The sequence below is a fragment of the Nostoc sp. genome (assembly GCF_036919815.1).
Lineage (GTDB): Bacteria > Cyanobacteriota > Cyanobacteriia > Cyanobacteriales > Nostocaceae > Nostoc.
Map to the genome: position 1 here is coordinate 67,685 of NZ_JBALCE010000030.1, position 24,974 is coordinate 92,658.

16 protein-coding genes are annotated in these 24,974 nt (G+C 42.2%); 7 read left to right on the forward strand and 9 right to left on the reverse strand.

What is annotated here, in order from left to right; all coding sequences use genetic code 11:
* Nucleotides 1-10: 10 nt before the first annotated feature.
* From hpsE to metH, 7 genes are all read right to left on the reverse strand, one after another.
* Nucleotides 11-979: a hormogonium polysaccharide biosynthesis glycosyltransferase HpsE gene (gene hpsE / locus V7K15_RS08460; protein WP_334904749.1), complete on the reverse strand. Its 969-nt coding sequence runs from the start codon at nucleotides 977-979 to the stop codon at nucleotides 11-13.
* Between the two features lie 195 nt (nucleotides 980-1,174).
* On the reverse strand, nucleotides 1,175-1,852 hold the full coding sequence (locus V7K15_RS08465; RefSeq protein WP_334904751.1) for a pilus assembly FimT family protein: 678 nt from the start codon (nucleotides 1,850-1,852) through the stop codon (nucleotides 1,175-1,177).
* A 36-nt stretch (nucleotides 1,853-1,888) separates the two neighbouring features.
* Nucleotides 1,889-2,887 (reverse strand): hormogonium polysaccharide secretion pseudopilin HpsC, encoded by a 999-nt coding sequence (gene hpsC, locus V7K15_RS08470; protein ID WP_334904753.1) that lies wholly within the window; start codon nucleotides 2,885-2,887, stop codon nucleotides 1,889-1,891.
* Nucleotides 2,888-3,514: 627 nt separating this feature from the next.
* A complete protein-coding gene (hpsB, locus tag V7K15_RS08475) occupies nucleotides 3,515-4,258 on the reverse strand; it encodes a hormogonium polysaccharide secretion pseudopilin HpsB (RefSeq protein ID WP_334904755.1) in 744 nt (247 codons plus the stop codon).
* Between the two features lie 30 nt (nucleotides 4,259-4,288).
* Entirely contained in the window at nucleotides 4,289-8,893 is a 4,605-nt protein-coding gene (gene hpsA, locus V7K15_RS08480) for a hormogonium polysaccharide biosynthesis protein HpsA (RefSeq protein WP_334904757.1), read from the reverse strand.
* Between the two features lie 898 nt (nucleotides 8,894-9,791).
* The gene (locus V7K15_RS08485; protein WP_334904759.1) at nucleotides 9,792-10,046 is read right to left on the reverse strand and encodes an endonuclease domain-containing protein; all 255 of its coding nucleotides are present in this window, start codon (nucleotides 10,044-10,046) and stop codon (nucleotides 9,792-9,794) included.
* 318 nt (nucleotides 10,047-10,364) lie between these two features.
* Nucleotides 10,365-13,895 carry a methionine synthase gene (gene metH, locus V7K15_RS08490; RefSeq protein ID WP_334904761.1) on the reverse strand — a complete coding sequence of 1,177 codons (3,531 nt, stop codon included), beginning with the start codon at nucleotides 13,893-13,895 and terminating at the stop codon, nucleotides 10,365-10,367.
* A gap of 169 nt (nucleotides 13,896-14,064) precedes the next feature.
* Between metH and V7K15_RS08495 the strand changes: the two genes are divergently transcribed.
* From V7K15_RS08495 to V7K15_RS08505, 3 genes are all read left to right on the forward strand, one after another.
* Entirely contained in the window at nucleotides 14,065-14,844 is a 780-nt protein-coding gene (locus tag V7K15_RS08495; RefSeq protein ID WP_334904763.1) for a hypothetical protein, read from the forward strand.
* 32 nt (nucleotides 14,845-14,876) lie between these two features.
* A complete protein-coding gene (locus V7K15_RS08500; protein WP_334904765.1) occupies nucleotides 14,877-15,299 on the forward strand; it encodes a DUF488 domain-containing protein in 423 nt (140 codons plus the stop codon).
* 313 nt (nucleotides 15,300-15,612) lie between these two features.
* On the forward strand, nucleotides 15,613-16,242 hold the full coding sequence (locus V7K15_RS08505; RefSeq protein ID WP_334904767.1) for a DUF4126 domain-containing protein: 630 nt from the start codon (nucleotides 15,613-15,615) through the stop codon (nucleotides 16,240-16,242).
* A 540-nt stretch (nucleotides 16,243-16,782) separates the two neighbouring features.
* Here V7K15_RS08505 and V7K15_RS08510 read toward each other — a convergent pair.
* Nucleotides 16,783-18,453 carry a transglutaminase family protein gene (locus V7K15_RS08510; RefSeq protein WP_334904769.1) on the reverse strand — a complete coding sequence of 557 codons (1,671 nt, stop codon included), beginning with the start codon at nucleotides 18,451-18,453 and terminating at the stop codon, nucleotides 16,783-16,785.
* 256 nt (nucleotides 18,454-18,709) lie between these two features.
* Here V7K15_RS08510 and V7K15_RS08515 point away from each other — a divergent pair, with 256 nt between their 5' ends.
* The 4 genes from V7K15_RS08515 (at nucleotide 18,710) to V7K15_RS08530 (ending at nucleotide 24,332) form a co-directional block, all read left to right on the forward strand.
* On the forward strand, nucleotides 18,710-21,568 hold the full coding sequence (locus V7K15_RS08515) for a cation-translocating P-type ATPase (protein WP_334904771.1): 2,859 nt from the start codon (nucleotides 18,710-18,712) through the stop codon (nucleotides 21,566-21,568).
* Between the two features lie 101 nt (nucleotides 21,569-21,669).
* Nucleotides 21,670-22,815, forward strand: a complete 1,146-nt coding sequence (gene recF, locus V7K15_RS08520) for a DNA replication/repair protein RecF (RefSeq protein WP_334904773.1) — start codon at nucleotides 21,670-21,672, stop codon at nucleotides 22,813-22,815.
* A gap of 241 nt (nucleotides 22,816-23,056) precedes the next feature.
* Nucleotides 23,057-23,440 (forward strand): RNA-guided endonuclease InsQ/TnpB family protein, encoded by a 384-nt coding sequence (locus V7K15_RS08525; protein WP_334904775.1) that lies wholly within the window; start codon nucleotides 23,057-23,059, stop codon nucleotides 23,438-23,440.
* Complete coding sequence (locus tag V7K15_RS08530; protein ID WP_334904777.1) at nucleotides 23,397-24,332, forward strand: RNA-guided endonuclease TnpB family protein; 936 nt, start codon at nucleotides 23,397-23,399, stop codon at nucleotides 24,330-24,332. Before V7K15_RS08525 ends, V7K15_RS08530 begins: the two co-directional genes overlap by 44 nt.
* A gap of 57 nt (nucleotides 24,333-24,389) precedes the next feature.
* Here the strand turns inward: V7K15_RS08530 and V7K15_RS08535 are convergent, their stop codons facing one another.
* The gene (locus V7K15_RS08535) at nucleotides 24,390-24,848 is read right to left on the reverse strand and encodes an MgtC/SapB family protein (RefSeq protein ID WP_334904778.1); all 459 of its coding nucleotides are present in this window, start codon (nucleotides 24,846-24,848) and stop codon (nucleotides 24,390-24,392) included.
* Nucleotides 24,849-24,974: the final 126 nt, after the last annotated feature.

A 24,974-nucleotide genomic window follows, 5' to 3' on the forward strand; every position in this document is an offset into this window, starting at 1 on the left:
TATAAATTTTTTAATTATAGTTTTTATTTAAATATCCATTTTTCCATAAGTAGAAAGGACTAATTAAGCTGCTTAGAAATAGTTGCATTTCACAAGCTGCAACTAAATCAGTTTTCAATTTAGTCCGGTATTTTAGTAAGTGTAAAGCAATTTTACGCAGGTCATTTATCATATAAGCCAAAAAAGCGATTGGTCTATACCAAGGTTGGATATTAACCATTCTAGTTACATAACGGCTAAGTCCAATACCTCGAAAAAACGGAATTAAATAATCTTTTTGTAAGCGAAACTTTGGTATTCTGTGAGAAATTTCCATTTCTGGGTTATACCAAATTTCCCATCCTAATTTTTGGATGTGAGACAACATTTCTAAGTCTTCACTGGTAAGCATATTGCCTTGAACTCTACCAGTTAAAATAAACTTATCTGGGACACTTTCTAACCACGCTTGTCTACGCACAACAAGTCCGGCAGAGGGGGGTAGTAATTTTTTGGCTGCTTCATATAATAGCGGTAAATTACCTCGCTCTGTAATTGCCAAAAATGGAGCAATTCGAGCAAAATTTTCTGGTGGTTCTACTTCCCAGTCAGGGTGAATTTGACTGCCATAAGCTCCCGCCTTAGGATATTTTTCGCCAAAAGCATAAGCTGCGGATACCCAATTTGATAGTGGGTAGTTGTCATCATCTAGAAAACCTATGAATCTACCCTTAGCTTGTTGCACTGCCATTTTTCGGGCATAAGCTGCTCCCTGTCGCGCTTCAAAGCAATACTTTAAAGGGTAAGGACACTGCCAATTTTGTTGAGTTTTTTGAACAACTTTAGCTGTGTTATCAGTGCTGTTGTTGTCTACAACTATAATTTCCCAAGAGAATTTTTCTGTGTGAAGTTGGTTTTGTAGTCGTTCTAGTAGTTCAGGTAAACGACTTTCACCGTTATAAGTTGGGATAGCTACAGTAAAATCAAGGTTTTCAGCCATTTGACAAAAGTTACATTTTGATATTTTGATTAGGACGCTTTTTATATGTTCAGCCAATGGCTAATTTATCAGTGGCTCTTAAATAAATCTATCAAACATTAAAACTGCACATGATGTTTCAATTTTGCTATTAATGTCCAGTTTTATATACAGTAGCATTGCGTATTTTTGAATAAATATTGCTACCTAAACTACTTAATTGCATTGAGCGTCTTTTGCTGTAAGCATTGAGCCTAAGAGAGTTTTCACAATGACGCATCGCTTTACGCTACTAGCCGATGTAGAATTTGCAGAGCTTGGTAAAGCTACCACTATTTTTAAGCCGGGTGGCTCTGTACCTGCTGGCACTGTTCCAAAGTATGGAGTTGGTAAAGTCAGAGCTCCCATATAGTCAAAGGTAATTTTTGTTGGCGTACTTGGGGGAGGGTAGTATACAGCAGAATCAGTAGTACTGACAGTGTTTTCGCCATTGAGATTTGCACCCAGTAGTAATTGATTAGAATTGGCTCCCACATCCGACCCTAAGGTTTTCCATGAGAGGGTTACAGCATTAGTAGGATAAATAGCAACCTCTACATTTTTGGTTGTGCCATTTTTCCGAAAACTGACACTGTAGCTAAGTTTTGTGTTTTTAGCTTCGCTCTGTGCTTCTTGCAGTGCGGCTAAAACGGCGTCGCTAGCCTTATTTATCTGCTGTCGATTTACAAAGGCAAGCCAACTAGGAGCTGCGATCGCTGCTAAAATTCCGATCATTAGGATTACTACGAGCATTTCTATTAAAGTAAAGCCAGCATCCTGTTGAGGATGAAATCGCTCCTTGGTGTCTTTATTACACATCGTAGTATGGAATAACTTTAAAGTTAGATTGCCCATAATGCCCCATCATTGTTGTGCTGTGTATTATCAAGTTTATTTACTAAATAAATATCCACGTCCCTGTACACGGACGCTTGCTGTCGGAAAGTAAGTTTGGTTATTTGAAGAGTAATCAAAATTGCTAGTTTGCAACCGAGCTAGTGCATTGCCTCGTAAAAACACCTGTGCTGTCGTGTTGGCAACATCAACGCAAGTATAAAAGCCCATATAATTACCTGAGCTAAGTGTTCCAGTGGGGCAATTAAGAACTGTTGAACCAATAGAGGTTTGATCGATATAATCAATTAGTACAGAAGCTTGTTGAGTGTAAGCTGTTGAGGCTGTAGCTTTCCATGAATTCATTTTCTGAGTTAGACCTGCGGCACTTGCTAGATTCAGGTTAAAACGCTGAAAACCTGGATCGGGGCAGTGGGTGGTGTCAATATATGTATCATTGGGATAGCCAGTACAATTCCCAGTAGTACCATTAGCAGCCACAACTCCATCGGTAATTTCAAATCTGGCAATACGAGCCGCATTTGACCAAGTAGTAATACTATCTTTGATTAAATAGTAGACAACTAGTGAGTAAACAAAAGTGTCATCTATTTTGTTTGCTGTAGTGCTGCTGGAAAGTGTAATCGCACCTGAGAGAAACTTGCGTTTCCAAAATACCAGAATTGGTTGACAAGTAGAAGAATTACATCCAGTAGCGATTTTAGAAGGCGGTATTTGGTCTTTAATTCCTGAGCTTCCTGGGAGGGTGTTTGAATTGGTAGTCAGTGCAGTTTTATCATATATATAGACAGCTTGTTGTAAATCATTGGCAATGTAATCAACTGCTGTCTGGATTTCTTGTTCAGAATTTGCCTTTGCTTGCTCCTTCTGATCTGTAGTGAGAATATTAACCATGAAAAATAGCAGTGGTGTAAGCACAAGGAATGCCAGCACTAAGGCTACCAAAAGTTCTATCAGGGTAAAACCATTAACTTGCTGAACAAACTTAGAGCGTTTCAGCTGAATGCTGAGAAGAAATTTTAGTACATTCTTCATAACTACGGTCTGCCCCTTAAAAAGGGGGTAAAAGAGGTTTAGAAGCCCCCTTTTTAAGCTACCGTGTACACACAAATCTCTGTTGACGCAATTTACGGTTTATCGAATAGCCCAAAGAAAGCTCACCCTGGTTTTGCTTGTGCAAAACCTGTCCCTCTCCTTAGTAAGGAGAGGGATTAAAGTCAGGACAGGGTGAGGTTTTTCTTTTGTTTTGGGTAATTGGATGACTTGTGTGTACACCGTAGCTTTTTAAGGGGGGTTGGGGGGATCTTCGAGGAATAAATACGTTAACTGAACCGTATTGGAGGTGGACTAATACAAATTCAAGGGTTTGTTAACCTGCGGAGACAGGTTATTGTCATGTGTAGCCGCGACTTCTAGTCGCCCAGGCGAATACAATTCGCTACTACACATGAGATGGATTTTTACCCCTCTCGAAACCTCTCCCCGTTGGCGTCAGCCTGCCGTTAGGCAAGGGTCGAGAGGCTTTGAAACTCAGTTTTATTTTTTCTCTGCTTGTATGAAACCACCCTGCTTCCCTTGTACGGAAGGGGGCTAGGGGGTTAGGTTTCGCGTTGGTTTTTCCACATAACCTGAAAAATCAGCTTTCAACCTGACTGCACAGGATTAATTACAAGTGGTGTTACTAGTAACAGGATTGGTGGAAGGAATAGCAAGACGCTGACACAAAGCATTGAAGGAAGTGCTTTTAGAAGCAATTACAGTGGTCATTTCCACTAGTGGGGATTGGGTATTGCCTAAACCCCCAGTGAAAGGGTTTTGTTTTTTATTACTAAAACTGTCGCTAGCATTGACAGTTTTAGTAAAGTTAATATCTGACCGATAAACTCGAATTCCCAAACCGTAACCGTCGATTGGTAAACCTGTTGTGGTATCAATTGGGGTACTTCCTGTTCCTATAATTTTTACAGCCTGAATGTAAAATACGGTGCTTGTACAGTTTGGGGCACTAATAGTTAGGTTGTTGTTTGCGTCTTTTGTCACGCAATATAACGATGTTGATGCTGTAGGAAGTGGCATATTTGTGGTAGTAAGTAAATTGTCAGCTAAACTCCTGGTTGCATTGGTTGATTGAGGCAATACAATAGTGGCATTAGTCGTAGTAGTGAAATTAGTGGGTTCAGGAATTGGCACTGCTCCGGTTTTCACACCATCAATGAAAGTTCTGACAGCTTGTGTAGCTAGTTCTACCCTTTTTGATTGAACGCGAGTTGCTGTTGCAATCACGATTGTAGGCGCGATCGCTGCCAGTAAAATAGCAACCACGATTATTGCTACCAGTGACTCAATGATTGTGAAACCAGACTCATCAGATGGTTGACTTACTTGCTGTTGTTTGTGCTTAATCATAGTTACTCACCAGTTTCTAAGAATTAAAGATTAACTACAGCCAGGACGTTGATCGGCATCGACGGCATAAGTACTGTCTGCTTTTTTGGCACACAACAATGTTTGTACCCATGTATCATCTCGACCAACTTCTCGGAAGTACTCATTGGGTTTGTTATTTGGCGTTATCGCTAACTTTTGCGAAAATGCGTCTGGTGATTGTGAGAGCAAGCCGACATCATAACCCCACTGCCGGGTGGGAGGCTGGTAATAAGGTAGTTTACCACCACTATTATTTGTCGGATATGGTGTCAGAGATGAGCCATTTAAGTATGCTAAAAATGGTGCAGTAGCGTAGGCACTACGAGTTCTTTGAATAAAAGAGCCGTTAATTGTAGCTATATAAGCTGGGATTGAGTCACTTGGGTTCCAATTTTCCAAGAGGCGGACAAAGTTGTGTAAACCACCATTGTCTTCTGTAGGACGAGCTGGGGTGTCTGCCCCTGCTGCGGCTAAGTTAAAGGTGGTAGATGTTGCCCATTGAAGCCAATAAGAATTCTGTACAGCGCCAGAACCTAGTACGTCAGATGCATTTTCATTAGTAGTGCTGAAAGCAACTCTAATTTGTAACACTGGCGATAAAGCTGGTTGGGTTGTTGGAGTAGTAACTATTGCTGGTGAAAGTACTGTTGGGGGATTATTATCACTGTTGTTTGAATAGAACCATAGAGAATTAGCTGTGTTACGTGGGTGGCTAGAACTAAAAGTACTGAATGGAAATGAAGTTATTTTCCCGGCATTGTCGATACCTATAATGATTGGTTTATTATTGGAATCAAGTGTGAGTTGTCCAGATGCATTACGGAGAAAGGCAACACGACGAGGATAGCCTAGATATTGAGAATTAGTACCAGTCGGTAATTGTGCTTGTGCTGTTGTACCTGCTTTATGGGTAGCAAGAGAAAAAGTCTGTCCAATAACATTTGAGGCTTTTAGAAGAACGTCAGGGAGTACTGTTACGTACCAGTCATTACCCTGATCGCAAGCTGAAACAGGTAGTTTCGGACATACTTCCATTAAATACTCTGGGGCAGTTTTCCTTCGCTGGATGGGTGTAACAAAGTTGTTGAGGTAAGAACTGCTTTTACTGCTAAGGGGCAAGCCGTCACTACCATACCAAGCAGCATTGACGACATTAGCGTTGTTGTTAGCAAACCCATTGCTCTGAAATGTGGTAGTAGAATTAGTATCACCCAAGTTATTATTCAGGTCATAGTCTCCATCGCTGCGGTAGCCCGTCTGATAGGTAGTAGAAAGAAGTGTGATCGCATCTGCCAATACGCTGGCAGGTCGCCAGTCGTCACCAGTGGTACAATTTGGTAGTCTAGGATCACCAGTACGACAAGCAAAGTTTGGATTAAGGTCTGAGCGAGAGTAAAAATTGCCCAAATTACTAGCTAGAGGTGTTATAAACTCTTCTTGGCTATGTTTATTAAAGTTGCCTAAAATATATACAGGCAAGTTAGAAGCTAAAACCAAGCCTTTTTCTGCATCTCTGTAAGCCTGAACACGCCAGAGACTTCCGTTAGGGTTGTTTGTGATGTCGCCGTTCTTCAACATAATGGCGTTGGGACGGCGAGTTGGGTCAAGTTTATAATCTACTGGGCTTTGTGATTTTTGAGTATCTTTTTTTGTTTGTTTTTGTGTCGCTGTATCTGCTGCTAAAATTCCAGCAGGATAACTCAAATCAGGCAATGCATCATCACGAGTAGCGTAAATAATACCGCTATTGGGAATTAAGTATTCTTGTGGTGTTGCTGTGCCATATAATTTGTTCCCCAGTGCATCATAGTCTAATACAGTGGCGCGAATTTCCAGAGGTTGGCGGGTTTCTTTGGCGAGTTCATAGTCTGTAGACGGGTTTGCGACTGTCCCAGTTCCATCTCCATTTACACCATCAGCGTTGGTGAATGTTTCTCTACCAGGGATGATGTTACCAACAGGGACAGTGGTAACAGTTGTATCTATTTGCACATCTTTATGAATTGCCTTAATCTGTCTCGCATCTAAAAAAGCGTTTTCGGAAATTGCGCCGTGAGGGATGACGCTATTACTTGGAGCGCCGATAGTACCATCTAATATTTGGATAGCACAAATAGAAGCATCAATAGCAGACTGCTGTGAGATTGTGAGTGTCCCAGAGGCAGCGACTAGTCCCATAGCGGTGTTCAGTATTGGATTTACCAACCGCCCATTGGGATACATTAAATTAGCTTGGTAATTTATTAAAGGTGAATAGTCAGAAACAGCCTTTGTTGGAGGTGCGTAGACAATACCATTATGGGAGTTACCACCCACATTGCCGTTATTATTATTATATGGAAGAGCTGCAAGGTTCTTAGCTGTAGTGCTATTTGTAGGGTCGTAGAAGCTACTTATACAAGCAATAGGTTTAGGGTTTGTTGCACTGTAGCCAGTGGCTTGGTAGTGATAAACTGCTGTAGCCCGCATCCGTAAATACGGCGTATAGAGAAGATTGGGTAATACTATATTAAGCTTGTAAGTATCTGGATTAATGCCACTAGCAATAGTATTAGGCACGGGCATCATATCTGACCAAATTCTATTTGTAGCTGCCGCCGCAAGGTTCAAAGCAACTTGGGTGCTACTAACAGTATAAGTTTGAGGCAAATAAATCCCTGCACCAGTGACTACCCGTAAGCCACCCACAGGAGCGGCGACAGTAGTTGGTACAGTAGCAGCTGCCACTTCCCAATCTCCATCTCGGTCAACAGTTCCTAAATCAGCTAGTTGCTGTACACGACTGCTGCGAGTGCGAGTTCCACTGCCACTATCCCAGTTAACATTTTTAATATCTTGGGTATCTGTGGTAACATCTTGACCAACAAATGCCGTTCCATTCCACCACAATGCAGGTAGGTTATTGCCAAGCAAAATGCGATCGCCAACGTATTGTTCTTTACCTAGTGTTTGTTGCGTAACTGGTTGTGTAGCACCAGGTAGCAGCTTAGTACTATTAGTATTAAGTGTTAAATTGGAATAATTAGTTTTAGTTTTACCATCACTAGCAAGAAACGGATAAACCCAAGTATCTTGTGGACGCAGTGACTTACCACTTCCTTGTAAAACAGTAGTATTGGTATAATTTGTACTAGTCGCAGGATTTATTATTGCATTTCCACCAAAAGCAACTTCACCATAGGGTACACGGCGGGTACGGTCTTGAAAGTAAAGTACTAACTGGTTATTACGGACAGTGGATTGTTGCGCTGCACTGGCAGTAGCTGTAGTTAGATTTAATAGTTTTAGTTGCTGTATAATGGCATCTTGGACTTGCTGTGGGTCAGTAGATGCAGCGTTACTCGTCTGTGCTAGCACCAAAAGATTGATACGCTGTGCATAAGCTAGGCTATTATAGGCAATATTACTCGTTCCGTCAGTGACTGATGTGTTAGCGCTAGTATTACCATTTTGACTAGGAGAAACTGCTTGTCCTTGGAATAAATCTACTAAAGTACCGCTACTTGCATTACCAATGAAATCGCCAGCTCCTAAATTGCCACCTACAAAAATTTTGGCATTGTCCTCACTATAGAAACAGGAATTTACACTACTAACCTGATAAAGTCTCACATTATTGCTACCAGTCAGGAAGTTACTATTAGTCAAGACCCGTCCATTTAGGTTAAATGCGGGACCAGGGGTAAGTTCTATATCATCGTTATAAACCACCGCATTGTTAACTAGCGGTAGTTGTACACGGTCTTGTTGATACTCTAAACCTGAAAAACCTTTATTCCCTGTGAAAGCTTCGTAATTCCCAGTCGCTGGTGGGTTAGTGATGGGTACATTAGCAGTGTAGACAAAAAAGCTTTTTTGGAGCTGACCAGCAATATTAACCCAGCCCGTACTCCCCACCAAAGCAGCACTTGTTGCTACACTATTTTTACAACTGCTGCTTACACTACCAGAAGTCATGGGCGGAGTTCTTGCCTCTAGAGGATTTCTAGGGCGGCTGTATCTGCCATTAGGAGTTATAGGCGGAGTTCGGAAATAAATTCCATAAAGAGTATAGGAGTCAAATTTCCCATTGTTATTTGTATCAATGGGAAACATCCATGCAGTTGTTAGAGGTGCTGGCTGATCTTCTGTTGCTGGTTTTGTTGGTGTTGTTGATGTTGAATAAGCATAATTTAGCTTTAGTGGAGTTTCGTCTCCAAAAGTAAATTCAGGCAAATTAGCAGTACTACTTAAGGTATCCTCTAAAACTTTATCTGAAGGTACGGCTCGTGGTAGTCGGCTGTCAGTAAATAGCTTGTCTAATTTTGCTCTAGCTCTGTCAAGGGCTGGTGCTGCGGCGTTAAGTACAGCCTGATTCACGCGGACATTACTAGCATTTTTTGAGCGTTCAAAAGACCGAAATAAAATCGCAGTTGTTAACAGAACAACAACTAAAGATACCATCGCCACTGTTGGCAACAAAAACCCAGCATTCTCCGATCCACGTCTTCTTCGATTGCCATAAATAGCTCGTAAGAGCCAAATAATTTGTTTGTTAATTGCAGATAAAAACTGCTTGCTAATTTGTCTAAAGTTTTTTTGAATTACCTTGAATAGCTGACGTTTCCGATACATAGCTGCTTCCCTGTCAAGTGGTTTTTAGCGGATTTTTGATTTTTTATGAAAATTAGTGATTGTGCCTAGAAACTAACTTTTTAGGCAAAGGATGAAACTATATTTATGTAACTACTGCATCTAGTTTTACTAACTTTCAAATCAAGTAGCTAAAACAAAAGAGAATTTATTAAAGTTATATCATTTATGAATTGTTTATCTTATCCGGTAAATACTGATTTTTTGAGAATTATTTAATCCAATTCCAGAAATAATAAAAGCATGATATGACAGTAGAATTGCGGAATTGTATTTTGTTTTAATGTATCTTTATGAAGATGTTGTTACCAGATATAGACTTATAATACCCACCTGTTAAAGAAAAGATATCAGTTGGATGCAAAATAATCAGAGGTTAGGCTGGGCGACTGGAAGTCGCTGCTACACGAGACTTTACCCACAAGAAAGGCGATGGGCTGAACGTTTGAGCAGCTACGCGCACTTGGTATCAAGCCTTGTAAAACCTCACCCCAACCCTCTCCTTGGTAAGGAGAGGGAGCAAGAATCTCCTTGTAAAACCTCGCCCCAACCCTCTCCTTGGTAAGGAGAGGGAGCAAGAATCTCCTTATAAAACCTCACCCCAACCCTCTCCTTGGTAAGGAGAGGGAGCAAGAATCTGGTATCTTTGCAAAACTGAGATGCTCGCGCCTGATTTTGGTGATGAGGAAGATTAATTTTATCATTCAGGTTTAATCCTGCTCCCCTCTCCTTAATAAGGAGAGGGGCTGGGGGTGAGGTTCAACTACTATCCCCTTAAATTTCTTATATTCTGAGCAATACTTTCCAGCACCCCAGATAAATTAGCATACACATCATTATTCGTAAATCTAATAAACTTAATTCCTGCTGATTAAATAAATTATTGTCTTGCCTTATCGGATTCAGCAGCACCTTCTTGAAAATGGCTTTCGCCATCAATTTTTATAGCTAACTTGAATTCAGAAATATAAAAATCCATAACAAACTTATCGACACTAGATTGTCTGCGAAATATGCGATTTTCTAGCTGTCTATCTCTTATTTTATCCCAAAGAAGTTTCTCGGCTTTTGTGATATTTTGGCGTAATAGTCGCCTTTTTTCTATTTCACTATTTTTGTTATAAAGTTTAGTCATTTTTATTTCCAATTCCAGTCCCCTCTCCTTATAAAGGAGAGGGTTAGGGTGAGGTAAAGCGATAACTGTAAATGTTTATTCAGCCTTGATTGAATTGTTCACAAGATAATAACCTCACCCCTCTCCTTATTAAGGCTACCGTGTATACACAAGTCTTATTACCCCCCTTAATCCCCCCTTGTAAAGGGGGGAAATAAAAAATTTTGTTCCCTCCCCTTTGCAAGGGGAGGGTTAGGGTGGGGTAAAACCTGTGTTTTTCAGCTATTTCAGACTTGTGTGTACACCGTAGCCCCTTTACAAGGAGAGGGGATATATGGATTAGGCGCTGAAGTATTTTGCTAGTGGGTGGTAAGCAATAATCGCAGTGGTAGATTGTTCTGGATAAAGTTGTTCACTTTCATCCATATACAAGTTAATTCTGTCAGTCTGCAATAACTCCAGCTGCTTATACTGGTCTTGGATATTCGGGCAAGCTGGATACCCAAAGCTATACCGTGAGCCACGATAGCGTTGTGCCAATATATCCCGAATATTGTCGGGTTCCTCAGCAGTAAAACCTAACTCTCGGCGAATTCTGGCGTGTGTCCACTCAGCGATCGCCTCCGCTACCTGCACCGCCATACCGTGGAAATACAGATAATCGGTGTATTGATTCCCAGTAAATAGCTTTTGGGCGAACTCTGTTGCAATCTCTCCTACTGTCACCGCCTGCATCGGGAAGACATCAATAATTCCCGACTCCTTCGATGCAAAGTAATCTGCTATGCACAGCCGCCTTAAAGACTTTTGTCTGGGAAACTCGAAAGTTGCAATCTGTTGTGATTGGTTCTCTGAGTCATATATATGTAGAGAATTTCCCTCAGACTGACAAGGGAAATACCCATAAATCACTTGGGGATGTAACAAATTCTCCTCAATAATCCGTTGTTTCCAAGTTTCTAAAACTGGGTAAACTTTCTCAGCTAAGAAAGCCTGATATTCTTCCTTAGATTGTTCCTTTGGCTTGCGAAATTGCCACTGTCCAGCAATTAAAGCTTGTAAATCCAAGTGCCAGAATATTTCCTCGATGGGAATATCACTAGGCTGCAATAACTTTGTTCCCCAGAAAGGCGGTGTTGGGCGTTCAATATCTATCGCTACTGCATCAGAACGTCTTGTATCTACTTCTTTTGGTTCAGCAGATGCTGTTTTTTGGGCAGTTGTTGTTACTGATTCTTTGTTACCATTAGTCGAAACTTCAGCAATTTCGACTTCATCCAAAAATCCCTGCAAATCTTCCCAGTTCCCAGCGGCCTTTGCTGGCATTAATTTATCCATGAAGTGCAAGTCAGAAAAGGCATCTTTACCATAAACAACTTTACCTTTGTAGGTTTTTTGGCAATCTTCATACACAAATTTAGGAGTTAGCGCCGCACCGCCTAATATCACAGGAACACTAATTCCCTTTTCGTTAAATATCTCCAAATTCTCTTTCATGAAGGCGGTGGATTTTACCAGCAAACCACTCATGGCAATACAATCAGCTTTGTGCTGTTCGTAAGCTTTGATAATATTTTCCACCGGCTGCTTAATTCCCAGGTTAATCACCTTGTAGCCGTTGTTGGATAAGATAATATCCACCAAGTTTTTACCAATGTCGTGGACATCGCCTTTGACTGTGGCAATGATAAAGCTTCCCTTACCATTGTTGCCAGATTCAGATTTTTCCATGAACGGTTCTAAATATGCAACCGCCGCTTTCATGGTTTCCGCAGATTGTAAGACGAAGGGCAGCTGCATTTGTCCAGAACCGAATAATTCCCCGACAACTTTCATGCCATCTAGCAGGAAGGTGTTGATAATTTCTAAAGGGGGATGTTCTTCTAAGGCTTTTTTCAAATGTTCTTCTAAGCCAATGCGTTCGCCGTCGATGATATGGCGTTTGAGACGTTCTGGGATGGGGAGACTTTCATCTAAGGAGCGATCGCGTTTTGTTGTCACCCCGGCAAATACTGTGGTAAGCTCTCCCAAGGGATCATAAACGCAGACGTTACCCTCAAATTTCCGCTCGTCATAAATCAACTGGCGACAGATTTCTTGATGGCGTTCCTCAATCTTCGAGAGTGGTAAAATCTTGTTGGCGCTGACAATGGCTGCATCCATTCCCGCCGTCGTCGCCTCGTGCAGAAACACTGAGTTCAACACCATACGCGACGCTGGATTCAAACCAAAGGAAATATTGGAAACACCCAAAATTACATGACTTCCAGGCAATCCTTGACGAATTCGCCGGATAGATTCAATTGTCGCCTTACCGTTTTCTCGGTCTTCTTCAATCCCGGTGGAAATTGGTAAAGCTAGGGTATCAAAGAATATTTCTGTGGGAGGTATGCCATATTCTACAGCTTGACGGTATGCGCGTTGTGCGATCGCAAACTTTTTGTCTGCTGTCCGCGCCATCCCATCTTCATCGATAGTACCAATGATGACACCAGCACCGTACTTTTTCGCTAACTCCAACACTTTCAAAAAGCGGGGTTCCCCATCTTCGTAGTTGGTGGAATTCAGCAAGCACTTACCACCGGCAACTTTTAAACCCGCCTCCATCTTTTCCCATTCGGTGGAGTCAAGCATTAAAGGCAATGTCACATTATTAACAATGCGCGAAACTAGTTCGTGCATATCCCGCACACCGTCACGTCCCACATAATCCACGTTGATATCGAGGATGTGTGCGCCTTCTTTTACCTGCGCCCTCGCCATTGAAACGAGTCCATCCCAATCTTCCGCATTTAGCAAATCGCGGCACTTCTTGGAACCACTGGCGTTGAGACGTTCACCGACAATCAAGAAGGAATTATCTTGGTCGTAGGGTTGAGTAGTGTAAATTGATGCGGCTGCGGGTTCTAAACTTGGGTGTCTAACTTTTGGCTTCAGGTCTTTAGCAAGTTCTGCCAATTGTTGAATGTGTTCTGGACGCGTCCCACAGCAACCCCCAATCACTTGGACACCCAAATCTTCAACAAAATGCATCAGCGACATCCGTAATTCCAACGGTGTTAGGCGGTAGTGCGCTTGACCGCCGACGTTCTCAGGTAAACCCGCGTTGGGAATACAGGAAACGATGAAAGGTGAATGTTCTGCCAAATACTTGATATGTGGTTTCATCAAGTCTGGGCCTGTGGCGCAATTCAAACCGAGAATATCAATTGGGTAAGGTGCCAAAATTGTCAGCACAGCACTGATTTCTGAACCAACCAACATTGTGCCCATGCTTTCCATTGTCACAGATACCATCAACGGCCGGCGATCGCCCTTCTTAAGAAACACTTCTTCAATGCCATTCAGCGCCGCTTTAATTTGCAGCACATCTTGGCAAGTTTCCACCAGAAATAAATCGACACCACCATCCCACAGGGCTTCTGCTTGTTCGGCAAAAGTAGCTTTCATGGTGTCAAAGTCAATATGTCCCAAGGTTGGGAGTTTTGTTGTCGGGCCGATGGAACCTGCCACAAACCGGGGTTTTTCTGGCGTGGAAAATTCCGCCGCCACACGCTTCGCCAATTCTGCGGCTGTCTTGCTGAGGTAATATGCTTGGTCTGCCAAATCATATTCTGCCAGCACCAGGGACGTACTGCCAAAGGTATCGGTTTCAATGACATCAGCACCAGCCGCGAGAAAGTCGCGGTGAACCTTAGCGACAGCTTCCGGTTTCGTGTGGACTAAGTATTCGTTACAACCTTCATACTGTGGACCGCCGAAGTCTTCAGCAGTCAGGTTTTGGGTTTGTAAGTTGGTTCCCATCGCCCCGTCGAAAACGAGGACTGGGCTATCTGGACTACGCAGGCGTTCAAGGAAAGGATGAGTCATATTTTCCTAGAAGAATTTGGGTCAGTCGTATAATATTCGACTTACTTTATTATTTTCCAAAATTTTGGAAGTTTCGGCAGTATGTAATGGAAAAACTTTGATACCATACTGAAAGTACTAATGTATCTATAATATCACTTAATTAGCTACTTCATATAGAGGTTGTTCTATGGAAAGAAAGAAAATTTTAATTGCAAGTAAAACATACCCTTCAATTAGCATTAGATATCAAGAAACAGTCTGTACAGCAGGAGTTTTATTAGATGATGATGAGAAACCAGTTCAGTGGATTCGTATTTATCCCATTCGTTTTCGTCAATTAGATTTTGATAACCGTTATCCAAGATGGTCAATTATAAGTGCTAAAATAGAAAGAAATGACAAAGATTATAGAGAAGAAAGTTTTCGTATAGATGATTCTTCGATAGAAGTAATACGAAAAATTGATACTCGCAAGAATTGGGAAGAGCGAAAAGCCTTGGTTCTGCCACTAGAATTCAAATCTATTCGGGACATTAAAGAACAAGGTAAGTCTCTCGGTATTATTAAACCACAAACTATAAAAAAATACTTCTGTAACGAGACAGAACGAGAATGGAACCCAAAACAGCAAGCAATCTTGGATCAATTAGACTTGTTTGAGCCTTCAGTGCAGTTAGATAAAATCCCTTACAATTTTGGTTACGAGTTTATTTCTCAAGATGGAGATAAGCATCGTTGTACAATAAGCGATTGGGAAATCCAACAACTTTATAGAAATTGTAGAGATAGATCAAATGAAACAAGTATGCACAATAAAGAAAAGGAGGCTTTAGAAAAAGTACGCCAAAAACTAGAAGACGAGTTTTTAAGCAAAAAAGATTTATACTTTATCATGGTAAACCTAAAAAACCACAAAAATAGCTTTATGATTATTGGGATATTTTACCCACCAATAATAAAAATATAATATTTAAATGTTGATTGTTCCAGAAATTAAAAATGAAGATTAAAGATATTGCTAAAACAAGATGCATATTTACCTTCGGATATGGCAATCGCAAAGACTACGATGCCTTCTTGGAATACCTGCAAAAGTTTGATGTCGAATGTGTTGTTGATGTGAGAATGGTTCCTCGTGCTTGGAGTCGTAAATGGTACGGCGACAAAATTAAAATATTCTGTGAATTAAATAATATTGAGTATATTTCTAAAACCGCTCTAGGTAATACATCTGGTAAAGAAAATTGGATTCCAGTAAATCAAGAAGAAGCAGATAAAGCTCTAGATGAAATTGCACAAGTTGCTCAAACAAGTAATGTTTTACTGTTGTGTGCTGAAATGAATCCGAATCGCTGTCATCGGAAAGAAGTTGCTGATTGCTTGGGAAACTTGGTATTAATACCTGTTAAGCATTTAGAGTAGTAATCTAAAATTTTCTCGATACTTAGGGAAGAGTGTTTAATAAACCTCATTTCACAACAGACGCTCACCTGTAGCGTTGGTGGTGCCGCAGCTACGCGCGTCGTAGACATCGCTATTATCAGATGGACAATATTATAGATTTATCGTAGGGGTATGGCATTGCCCATTGACAGAGGTGAGGTTTCACTGAATCTACACATAGTCAGATGAAATATTTTCATCAAGTTTCTTATCTTAGAATCACAGCTTAGAGTTGTCACTCCGTTCAGCTCAAAGATGGAAAAAACACCAGAAGTATAACTTGAGTCCCACTATGGATTTAATTTCTTTGTTCAACCTAAATACATTTATTGAATTATTACTAGGGATTAGTTTGAGTGCGGCGGCTGGCTTCAGAGTATTTGTACCACTGCTAGCATTGAGTGTGGCTTCAGTTTTTGGACATTTAGATTTGCCGACTAACTTTGATTGGCTGGAAACACCTCAAGCTGTAATTGTATTTGCAGCCGCTTGTTTGCTGGAAATTATCGGTTATTACATTCCTTGGTTAGATCATCTCCTGGATATTGTTGCCACACCTGCGGCATTTATCACCGGGACAATCGTAACAGCATCTGTTGCTCCAGAGATGAATCCATTGACGCAATGGACGTTAGCTTTAATTGCTGGTGGTGGAACCGCAGGATTAACTCAGGGATTAACGAATACATTGCGGATAAGTTCTACAGGGGTTTCAGGTGGATTAACCAATCCAGTTGTGTCAACCATTGAGTTGGTCATCGCAATCGGACTGTCTGTGCTGGCGCTAGCTTTACCAGTGGTAGCAGGAGTGATTGTGATTGGTTTTCTAATAATAGCTATTCAAAGAATCTGGAATTTCTTCTTCAATAAACCGTCTTCTCAAACTAACGAAACCGTCTCTCCATCAAGAGAATTGGGATAAGTACTCATGCATTTGTTTCATAACTTTGAGATTCAACAGCAGGATTAACAGATTTTTCCCTATTCTTGAAAGAAAGAGCTAAATCTAGTAGTGCTGATAACTGCTCATGATTCAGTTGTTCAATCACACTTACAAGTTCTTAAGGAATATTCATGGAATTACCGACTGCTAACTATATTCAATGTATGCCATAAGACGATCGCTATTAAGACGTTGGTGGTGCCGCAGCTATGCCCGTACTTCTCTACGAGAGGCTGCGCCAACGGCAAGCTCAGTAACCATCGTAGACATCGCTATTATAGATCGTAGTCGTAGTAACTCTTAAAGATAAAAACCTCAGTGATACGATCGCTGAGGCTCTAGAAGACTCGCTCAATAAGCCTGAAAAGCAGGAGCTAATTGAAAAGCATATAGCGGTTCTCAGTTGACTGAGGTACAAGAACCCCACCCCCAACCCCCTCCCCGCAAGCGATGAGGGGGCTATGATGTACCTCAGTAGACTAGGAAACGCTATAATTTGGCTAAATAAATGAAAGAAATTCAAAAGGGCGGTAATTCTTTAAGAATTGTAAACCTAATATGATTAATCGCCAAATCGCCAATTGGGATATCTTCTTTAGTTAGCCGCGCACCTTGACTTGTCACTGTTTCAAAAGTGATACCTTTGCCAATTTCAATGTGATACCAACACAAGCCCATAAAAAAGCGCGTCGGATAAGGTCCACCTTCACCCACATCGTCAGGATTTGATTCCATTGGCAACCAGCCAAAATTCGGGACGTAGAACTCCAGCCAAACATGATTAAAGTCGGGTTGTAGCGGCACACCTTGTAAGTCACTATGGGCAGGACATTTGTACCTACCGACGGTGCGACAGGGGATGCCATTTAAACGGGATAGGGCAAGTAAGACGCCGACATATTCGCCACAGGAACCAACGCCCCGTTCTAAAACTATATCTGGCGTGTTAATGTGAGGTTTGATACCGTAAGATAACTGATCGTAGACGTAGTTGCGGATGCTGTGCATTTTCCGCAGCACATTGGTTTCAGAACCAATCGCTTCTCTGGCAGCACGGCGAACAATGGGAGTATCCATTGCTAAATCGTCGTCATCCACTAAGTAGCGTGTTTGTAATTCTGGGGAAAGTTCAGGTATATTTTCTACATCTCTGGGTGTGATGCGATACTTAATACCTCGAACTTCCAAAAGTGCTTTCCAGCCAAATATATGCCGTTCGCCTGGGGCAAGAGAATCAAATTTAAAGACTGCTACACGTTGTCCCGCGATTACTTCTTCGATAAAGGGTATACCAATCGCTTCAACGTGTTTCACCTTTTGACGCTCAGTTTCCGATGGTAGAGCGATGCGCCATTCTACCTCAGGTAAATTAACCTCGTCTAAGGGTGCAATTTCCTCAGCATAGGACATTTCAATGAGATAGCCATTAGAGAGGGCGTAGCGCTGATCTGGCTGGTAATGATAATATAGAGGGTGGATAAAAGTGCGATCGCGGAATGTTAGCTCATGACTGGGATCAGCATTGGGGTTATCCCGAATATAAGCCTCCTCTGAGGCGTAAGCGACGTAAATACTTTCTTTGCCTGTTTCGGCATTTTTATGTATCGCTATGCCTGTGGGACATTCAAAGGGTGTCAGAACACTAAATTGAAGTTCTCCTGTCGCCCGATCCATGGCATAAACTGATTGTTCAGTGCGATCGCAAATCCACAGCATTTCTTCACTTACTGCCAAATTCTCTATACCAACGCCTGGGGCATAAAATCTGGTAATCTCTTTTCGCGTTTCGCGGTCAAAAATCAGAATGTAGCCCAGCCTTTGGGAACTGACATAAACTGTTGTTTCCCAAACAGCAACGCCGTCAGCCGGATAAGGCAATGTTACAAAATGTTCCAGACTCAAATCATTGAGCTTGCACAAGTAAACACTATTTTCTCGGCTGACCCACAGGGTATCTTCCCAAGCCGCTAGACCAGTGGCATCAGTAAATTCTTTAACTTGATGGGGATTGAGAATTTTGCTATTGTCAGAGGTGGGATCAATCTCCAGTAGATGCCCTTTAATACTGTCAATGGCAATCAGTTTGTCTTTAATGAAAGCAATGCCACACAGGGTAGCAGCAGTAAGCGGTCGAATTGTTTTTTGCCCAAACATCTGGCTTGCGGTCAAAGTGGGGAGTGCAAAACTCATAGAACCTTGTGGGAAGTGTAATGCTCTGTAACAAAGCTTCAAAGCTCTATTATTGACAATTATCGGTAGGATGTGTTCGGAAAAACTCTTTCGTGAGAAATAAGACTATCTCAAAAAAGTATAAATTTACAAATATTAAGAATTACCTATACACTCATACAACTGGGCGATCGCCTGAATGTAACTTTAGGACATGGTTTTCCAGCCATCACTAAATTATGATCGAATTTTGTAACCATTTCCTGTGACCTACACGATGTCTGCTAATTCTCTGCCTGAAGGTGCCGGCGTTTGGCATAGTTTAGAAGTTAATAAAGCCTTAGACTTGCTCGATAGTAATGCAAACAGTGGCTTAACACCCCAAGAAATTCAACAGAGGTTGCAACAATACGGCCCCAACGAATTACAAGAAACTGCCGGCCGTAGTGCTTGGGAAATTCTGCTGGATCAGTTCAAGAACATTATGTTGTTGATGCTGATTGGCGTAGCTCTGATTTCTGGGTTTTTAGACCTGATGCGTTTGCAGTCTGGCCATTCCAAGCCTGGTGAAGTGCCATTCAAAGATTCGATCGCTATTTTAGCAATTGTCATCCTCAATGGCATACTTGGCTACGTCCAAGAAAGCCGTGCCGAAAAAGCCCTGGCAGCCCTGAAAAAAATGACCTCTCCCTTAGTGCGGGTGATCCGCGACGCCAGACAGGTGGAGATAGCAGCCAAGGAACTAGTTCCAGGGGATGTCATGCTGCTGGAACCTGGGATGCAGATAGCCGCAGATGGGCGTTTGATTGAAGAGTCTAATTTACAAGTGCGTGAGTCGGCATTGACGGGTGAAGCGGAAGCGGTGAATAAACAGGCATCACTACAATTGCCGGCAGAAACAGATTTAGGCGATCGCTTAAATGTCGTGTTTCAAGGAACTGAAGTAGTTCAAGGACGGGCAAAGGTTCTGGTAACTAACACCGGCATGACAACAGAACTAGGCAAAATTGCCACTATGTTGCAGTCGGTGGAAAGCGAACCGACACCGTTACAGCAACGGATGACTCAACTGGGTAACGTCCTAGTTACGGGTTCTTTAATTCTCGTGGCGATCGTCGTCGTCGGCGGTGTGATCAAGGACGGAGGTTTTAAAAACATCCAAGAACTTTTGGAAGTTTCCTTGAGTATGGCGGTTGCTGTGGTGCCAGAAGGTTTACCAGCCGTAATTACCGTCACTCTGGCCTTGGGAACTCAGCGAATGGTGCGCCAAAATGCCTTGATTCGCAAACTGCCAGCCGTGGAAACATTGGGTTCTGTGACAACCATCTGTTCTGATAAAACCGGCACCCTGACTCAAAATAAAATGGTGGTGCAATCGGTTTACACGAATAACAAAACTTTTCGCGTCACTGGCGAAGGTTATGCTCCCACAGGGGACTTTCAGTTAAATGGTCAAAAAATTTCCCTAGAGGAGTCTCCAGAAATCTTAGCGTTGTCAGTCGCCTGTGCCGTTTGTAATGATTCGGTGTTGCAAAAAGAACAAGGAGAATGGGCGATTTTGGGAGATCCCACAGAGGGAGCATTGTTAACACTGGGGGCAAAAGCTGGAATCGAAAAAGACCAGTGGAACAGTAAGTTACCTCGCGTTGCGGAGTTCCCTTTTTCCTCGGAACGTAAGCGGATGAGCGTGATTTTTCAGGTACAGAAAGTTGCCACAGGTGAAGCGGCTTCCAGAGGCGTTGACCCAGCGATCGCTAGTTTATTACAATCTGAACCTTACTTAATGTTTACCAAAGGTTCTCCAGAGTTAATCTTGGCACGTTCGACTCAGATTCATTTGGGCAATCACTCAACCCCCTTGACTGAAGAACAACGCCAGAAAATTTTGGCAGAAAATGACCAAATGGCGAGTAAAGGTTTACGGGTGCTAGGTTTTGCCTACAAACCCCTGGTACAGATTCCACCGGAACGTTCAGATGAGACATCGGAGCAAGATTTGGTGTGGCTGGGATTGGTAGGAATGCTAGATGCACCACGCCCAGAAGTAAGGGCAGCAGTCCAAGAATGTCGGGATGCAGGTATTCGCCCAGTGATGATTACTGGCGACCACCAATTAACAGCACGAGCGATCGCTACTGATTTGGGAATTGCCCAAGAAGGCGATCGCGTCCTCACAGGTCAAGAATTGCAACGGATGAGTGACCAAGAATTAGAGGAAAACGTTGACTTAGTAAGCATCTATGCCAGGGTTTCCCCAGAACACAAACTGCGAATTGTCCAAGCACTGCAACGCCGGGGTAGATTTGTAGCGATGACAGGCGATGGTGTCAACGATGCCCCAGCCCTCAAACAAGCCGATATCGGGATTGCAATGGGCATTACTGGCACTGATGTCAGTAAAGAAGCTAGCGATATGGTGTTACTTGATGACAACTTCGCTACCATTGTCAGCGCCACCAGGGAAGGCAGAGTTGTTTACACCAATATCCGCCGCTTTATTAAATACATTCTCGGCAGTAACATTGGTGAAGTTCTCACAATTGCTGCTGCACCCCTAATTGGTTTGGGAGGCGTTCCCCTGACTCCCTTACAAATTTTGTGGATGAACTTGGTAACAGACGGTTTACCAGCCTTGGCATTAGCTGTGGAACCTCCAGAACCGGATGTGATGCAACGTCCGCCTTTTAGTCCCCGCGAAAGTATTTTCGCTAGGGGATTGGGTTCTTATATGATTCGGATTGGGATAATATTTGCGATTATCACCATTGCCTTGATGTGGTGGGCTTATCAACATACCCATGCCCCAGATTATCAGGGCGATCGCGACGCTTGGAAAACAATGGTATTTACTACCTTGTGTATCGCCCAAATGGGTCATGCGATCGCTATTCGTTCCAACAACCGACTAACCATCGAGATGAATCCCTTCTCGAATATCTTTGTACTAGCGGCTGTTGTCGTCACCACGATTTTGCAGCTAATGCTAGTTTACGTCCCACCCCTGCGAGAGTTCTTTGGGACTCACTACCTGAATATGCAAGAATTGGGGGTTTGCATTGGCTTCAGTGCCTTAATGTTTGTCTGGATTGAAGCGGAGAAGATATTTTTGCGGATTATGGGCAAGAAGGCTGTGTGAAAAAGTGAGGAGTTATGAGTTATGAGTTATGAGTTTAAGAAAATTTTGCATTCAAAACTTAAAATTCCTCACTCCTCACCCCTAACTCCTAACTTTTCCCTATGTACCTAAAAACTCTAAACCTCCGACAATTTCGCAATTATCAAGACCAAAAGGTTGAGTTTAGTGCTGCCAAAACAATTTTGGTAGGTAATAACGCTCAGGGAAAGTCGAATTTGTTGGAGGCGGTGGAGTTGCTGGCAACATTGCGATCGCACCGAATCACCCGCGATCGCGATTTGGTTCAAGAAGGGGAAGGCATAGCCCAAATTAATGCTACCCTTGAGCGACAAACAGGCGTTAGTGACCTGACTTTAACCCTCCGCCGCAATGGTCGCCGTACTGTTGCTCTCAATGGTGAATCTATCCGCCGTCAAATGGATTTTCTCGGCGTTCTGAATGCAGTCCAATTTTCCAGCTTGGATTTAGAATTAGTACGCGGCAGCCCAGAAGGTCGCCGCAACTGGTTAGATACACTCTTAATTCAACTCGAACCAGTTTATGCTCATATTTTGCACCAGTATAACCATGTGTTACGCCAGCGCAATGCCTTTTTAAAAACAACTCAAGACTCATCACTCATTACTCAGCACTCAGCACTCAGCACTCAGCACTCAGAACTAGCGGTGTGGGATGCACAGTTAGCCACCACAGGAACCAGGGTAATTAGACGACGCGATCGCGCCATCCAACGACTAGCTCCCATTGCTACCGCTTGGCACGCCAGTATCAGTGGTAGTACAGAAATTCTCCAAATCAAATATGTGCCGAATATTCCTTTAGAGGATAACCATCCAGAACAAGTCGAGCAAGCTTTTTTAGCCAAAATTCAGCAACGAGCGATCGCCCAAATGCACCAAGGTACTACCCTGGTCGGTCCCCATCGAGACGAAATAGAATTAACTATTAACCAGACACCCGCTCGTCAATACGGTTCTCAAGGTCAACAACGAACGCTGGTTCTAGCCTTAAAATTAGCCGAATTACAATTAATTGAAGAAGTCGTCAAAGAGCCACCATTGCTATTACTTGATGATGTTCTTGCCGAACTCGATTTATCCCGCCAAAATCAATTGCTTGATGCTATTCAAGACCGTTTCCAAACTCTGATTACTACGACTCACTTAGGTTCTTTTGATTCCCAGTGGTTGAAATCCTCCCAAATTTTGTTTGTGAAAGCAGGAGAAATAATTCGACATTTATCATAATTGCGCTTGAAAATCTGCTGCGCTCAGTACAAGTCAGTCGAACGCTTTTAAATTTTGGATAATGGAATTATTGGCGGAGCCTAAGAAGAGAAGATTCAAAATCCCAAATTTAAAATTAAATAACAGAGCTAGTGACTTGATTTCTGCAAGCCTAACTCATGACTGGAAGTCACGAGTTAGGCTTTCTATATTAAGTATAACTTTATGTTAAAATTGAGATGTATTCAGCAAATTGAATAAATTGTCCTCCATCCAAAAAGCATTTAAAGTTACTCTCATCCTCACACACAATCAGCAAGTCTTAATCAATAAGACGATCGGTTGTGCGAGATATGTCTATAACCGCTTTTTGGCACTAAGACAAGAATTATATACAACTGAACAGAAAACCTTAAACTACAATGCTTGTAGCCAACAGCTAACTCTACTTAAAACGGAGATTGAGTGGCTAAAGGAAGTAGATAAATTTGCTCTGCAAAATTCACTTAAAAATTTAGAGACAGCCTACAAAAACTTTTTTTCTGACTTGAAGAAGTCTAAGATTAAGTTAGGTGTCGGCTTCCCTAAGTTCAAAAAGAAGCATGGCTGCAAACAGTCTTACAAGACAAATCTGTGCCTTCGGTAACATCCAGGTAATAGAGAATCGCTTAAAACTTCCAAAGTGTGGGTGGGTAAAGTTTCATAAGTCACAAGACATTACCGGGAAGCTTGTAAACGTTACTGTTACTCGGACTTCTTCTGGTAAATATATTGCTAGTATCCTGTGTGAAACTGAGATAGATAAATATCCCCAGGTAACACAGAATATTGCCTTGGATTTGGGAATCAAATCTTATCTGGTTACTAGCGATGGTGAGGCAGCCCGGTCTTGTTGTTTCAACAAAGAGGGACTGCCGAACCCGGAGGGTGAAATTGTAGATAATCCAAAGTATTACCGAACCCAAAAAAGGAAGTTACGCTCATGCCATAAAAAACTATCCCGCAGTCAAAAAGGCAGTAGCAATCGAGTCAAAGCGAAAATCAAGCTGGCTCGTACTTCTGAACGGATTACCAATTTGAGAGATGACTTTCTGCACAAGCTGTCATCTCGTCTAATTAAAGAAAACAGTATTATCTGTATAGAAGATTTACGAGTTGCCAATATGGTCAAAAACCATAAACTAGCTTTGAGTATTTCAGACGCTAGTTGGTCAAAGTTTGGCGCTATGCTTGAATACAAAGCTCTGTGGCATGATCGAATTTTGCAGAAAGTTGGTACGTTTTATCCATCATCTCAGACTTGTAATCACTGTGGCTTTATCAACCCATTGGTTAAGGATTTAAAGCTACGTGAATGGTCTTGTCCTGGTTGCAGTAATTACAATTTGAGGGATAAAAATGCGGCGTTAAATGTTTTGAGTGAAGGGCTGAAAATTTTAAAAGCAGCCGTCGGTGCGCCGGATGCTATATACGCCTGTGAAGAACTTGTAAGTCCTGAAGTAATTCAGGCAGAGATCGTTGAAGCAGGAATCGCGTGACTTCAAGTCATGCGAGGTTCAATAGTCTTTTCAATCTAAAATCCTTGCATTGCGTGATTAATCATGTTTTTCTAACCTTCTAAAAACGTTGAGAACCAAAAAAGTCAGCAGAACACCAATTAATCCCAACTGCCACAAACCACAGCCGGCAGCAATTCCCAAAGCAGCCGAAACCCAAATAGCTGCTGCTGATGTTAGTCCGTGAATTTCAACTTGCTGTGTTTGCTGGGAAGATTGGCTGACAATTTCTCCAGCACCAAGAAATCCCACACCGGCTGCAATTCCCTGAATCACGCGGCTGAGTGTATCAGGACTGGACTGTGAGCCACCTGTTTGGATAATTATCAGAGTAAACATTGCTGAACCTAAACTCACGAGCATATGAGTTCTTAAACCCGCTGGTTTGCGCCTAAGTTGGCGTTCTAAGCCGATAATTGCTCCAATAAGCAATGCAAAGCCTAGCCTGAGGGTGATATTTAGCCAATCATTAGTTGCAAGGTAGTAAGTGTTTGGCAATGCTTAGTCTGGTATAGAGAGCTTTATATACTAGCACAGCACGGCGGAAATCCAGTTACGATTTCAATTAACAAGACTTGGGGTTTGTTAAAGTTAGGCAAACTTCTGTCATAGTGTACTAGGTTA

Bases quoted from the DNA above. Each gene is read 5' to 3' on its own strand.
- metH (WP_334904761.1), bottom strand. From the start codon at position 13,895: ATGACTCATCCTTTCCTTGAACGCCTGCGTAGTCCAGATAGCCCAGTC.
- V7K15_RS08465 (WP_334904751.1), bottom strand. From the start codon at position 1,852: ATGGGCAATCTAACTTTAAAGTTATTCCATACTACGATGTGTAATAAA.
- hpsE (WP_334904749.1), bottom strand. From the start codon at position 979: ATGGCTGAAAACCTTGATTTTACTGTAGCTATCCCAACTTATAACGGT.
- V7K15_RS08505 (WP_334904767.1), top strand. From the start codon at position 15,613: ATGGATTTAATTTCTTTGTTCAACCTAAATACATTTATTGAATTATTA.
- V7K15_RS08495 (WP_334904763.1), top strand. From the start codon at position 14,065: ATGGAAAGAAAGAAAATTTTAATTGCAAGTAAAACATACCCTTCAATT.
- recF (WP_334904773.1), top strand. From the start codon at position 21,670: ATGTACCTAAAAACTCTAAACCTCCGACAATTTCGCAATTATCAAGAC.
- hpsA (WP_334904757.1), bottom strand. From the start codon at position 8,893: ATGTATCGGAAACGTCAGCTATTCAAGGTAATTCAAAAAAACTTTAGA.
- V7K15_RS08515 (WP_334904771.1), top strand. From the start codon at position 18,710: ATGTCTGCTAATTCTCTGCCTGAAGGTGCCGGCGTTTGGCATAGTTTA.
- V7K15_RS08500 (WP_334904765.1), top strand. From the start codon at position 14,877: ATGAAGATTAAAGATATTGCTAAAACAAGATGCATATTTACCTTCGGA.
- V7K15_RS08510 (WP_334904769.1), bottom strand. From the start codon at position 18,453: ATGAGTTTTGCACTCCCCACTTTGACCGCAAGCCAGATGTTTGGGCAA.
- hpsB (WP_334904755.1), bottom strand. From the start codon at position 4,258: ATGATTAAGCACAAACAACAGCAAGTAAGTCAACCATCTGATGAGTCT.
- hpsC (WP_334904753.1), bottom strand. From the start codon at position 2,887: ATGAAGAATGTACTAAAATTTCTTCTCAGCATTCAGCTGAAACGCTCT.
- V7K15_RS08530 (WP_334904777.1), top strand. From the start codon at position 23,397: ATGGCTGCAAACAGTCTTACAAGACAAATCTGTGCCTTCGGTAACATC.
- V7K15_RS08485 (WP_334904759.1), bottom strand. From the start codon at position 10,046: ATGACTAAACTTTATAACAAAAATAGTGAAATAGAAAAAAGGCGACTA.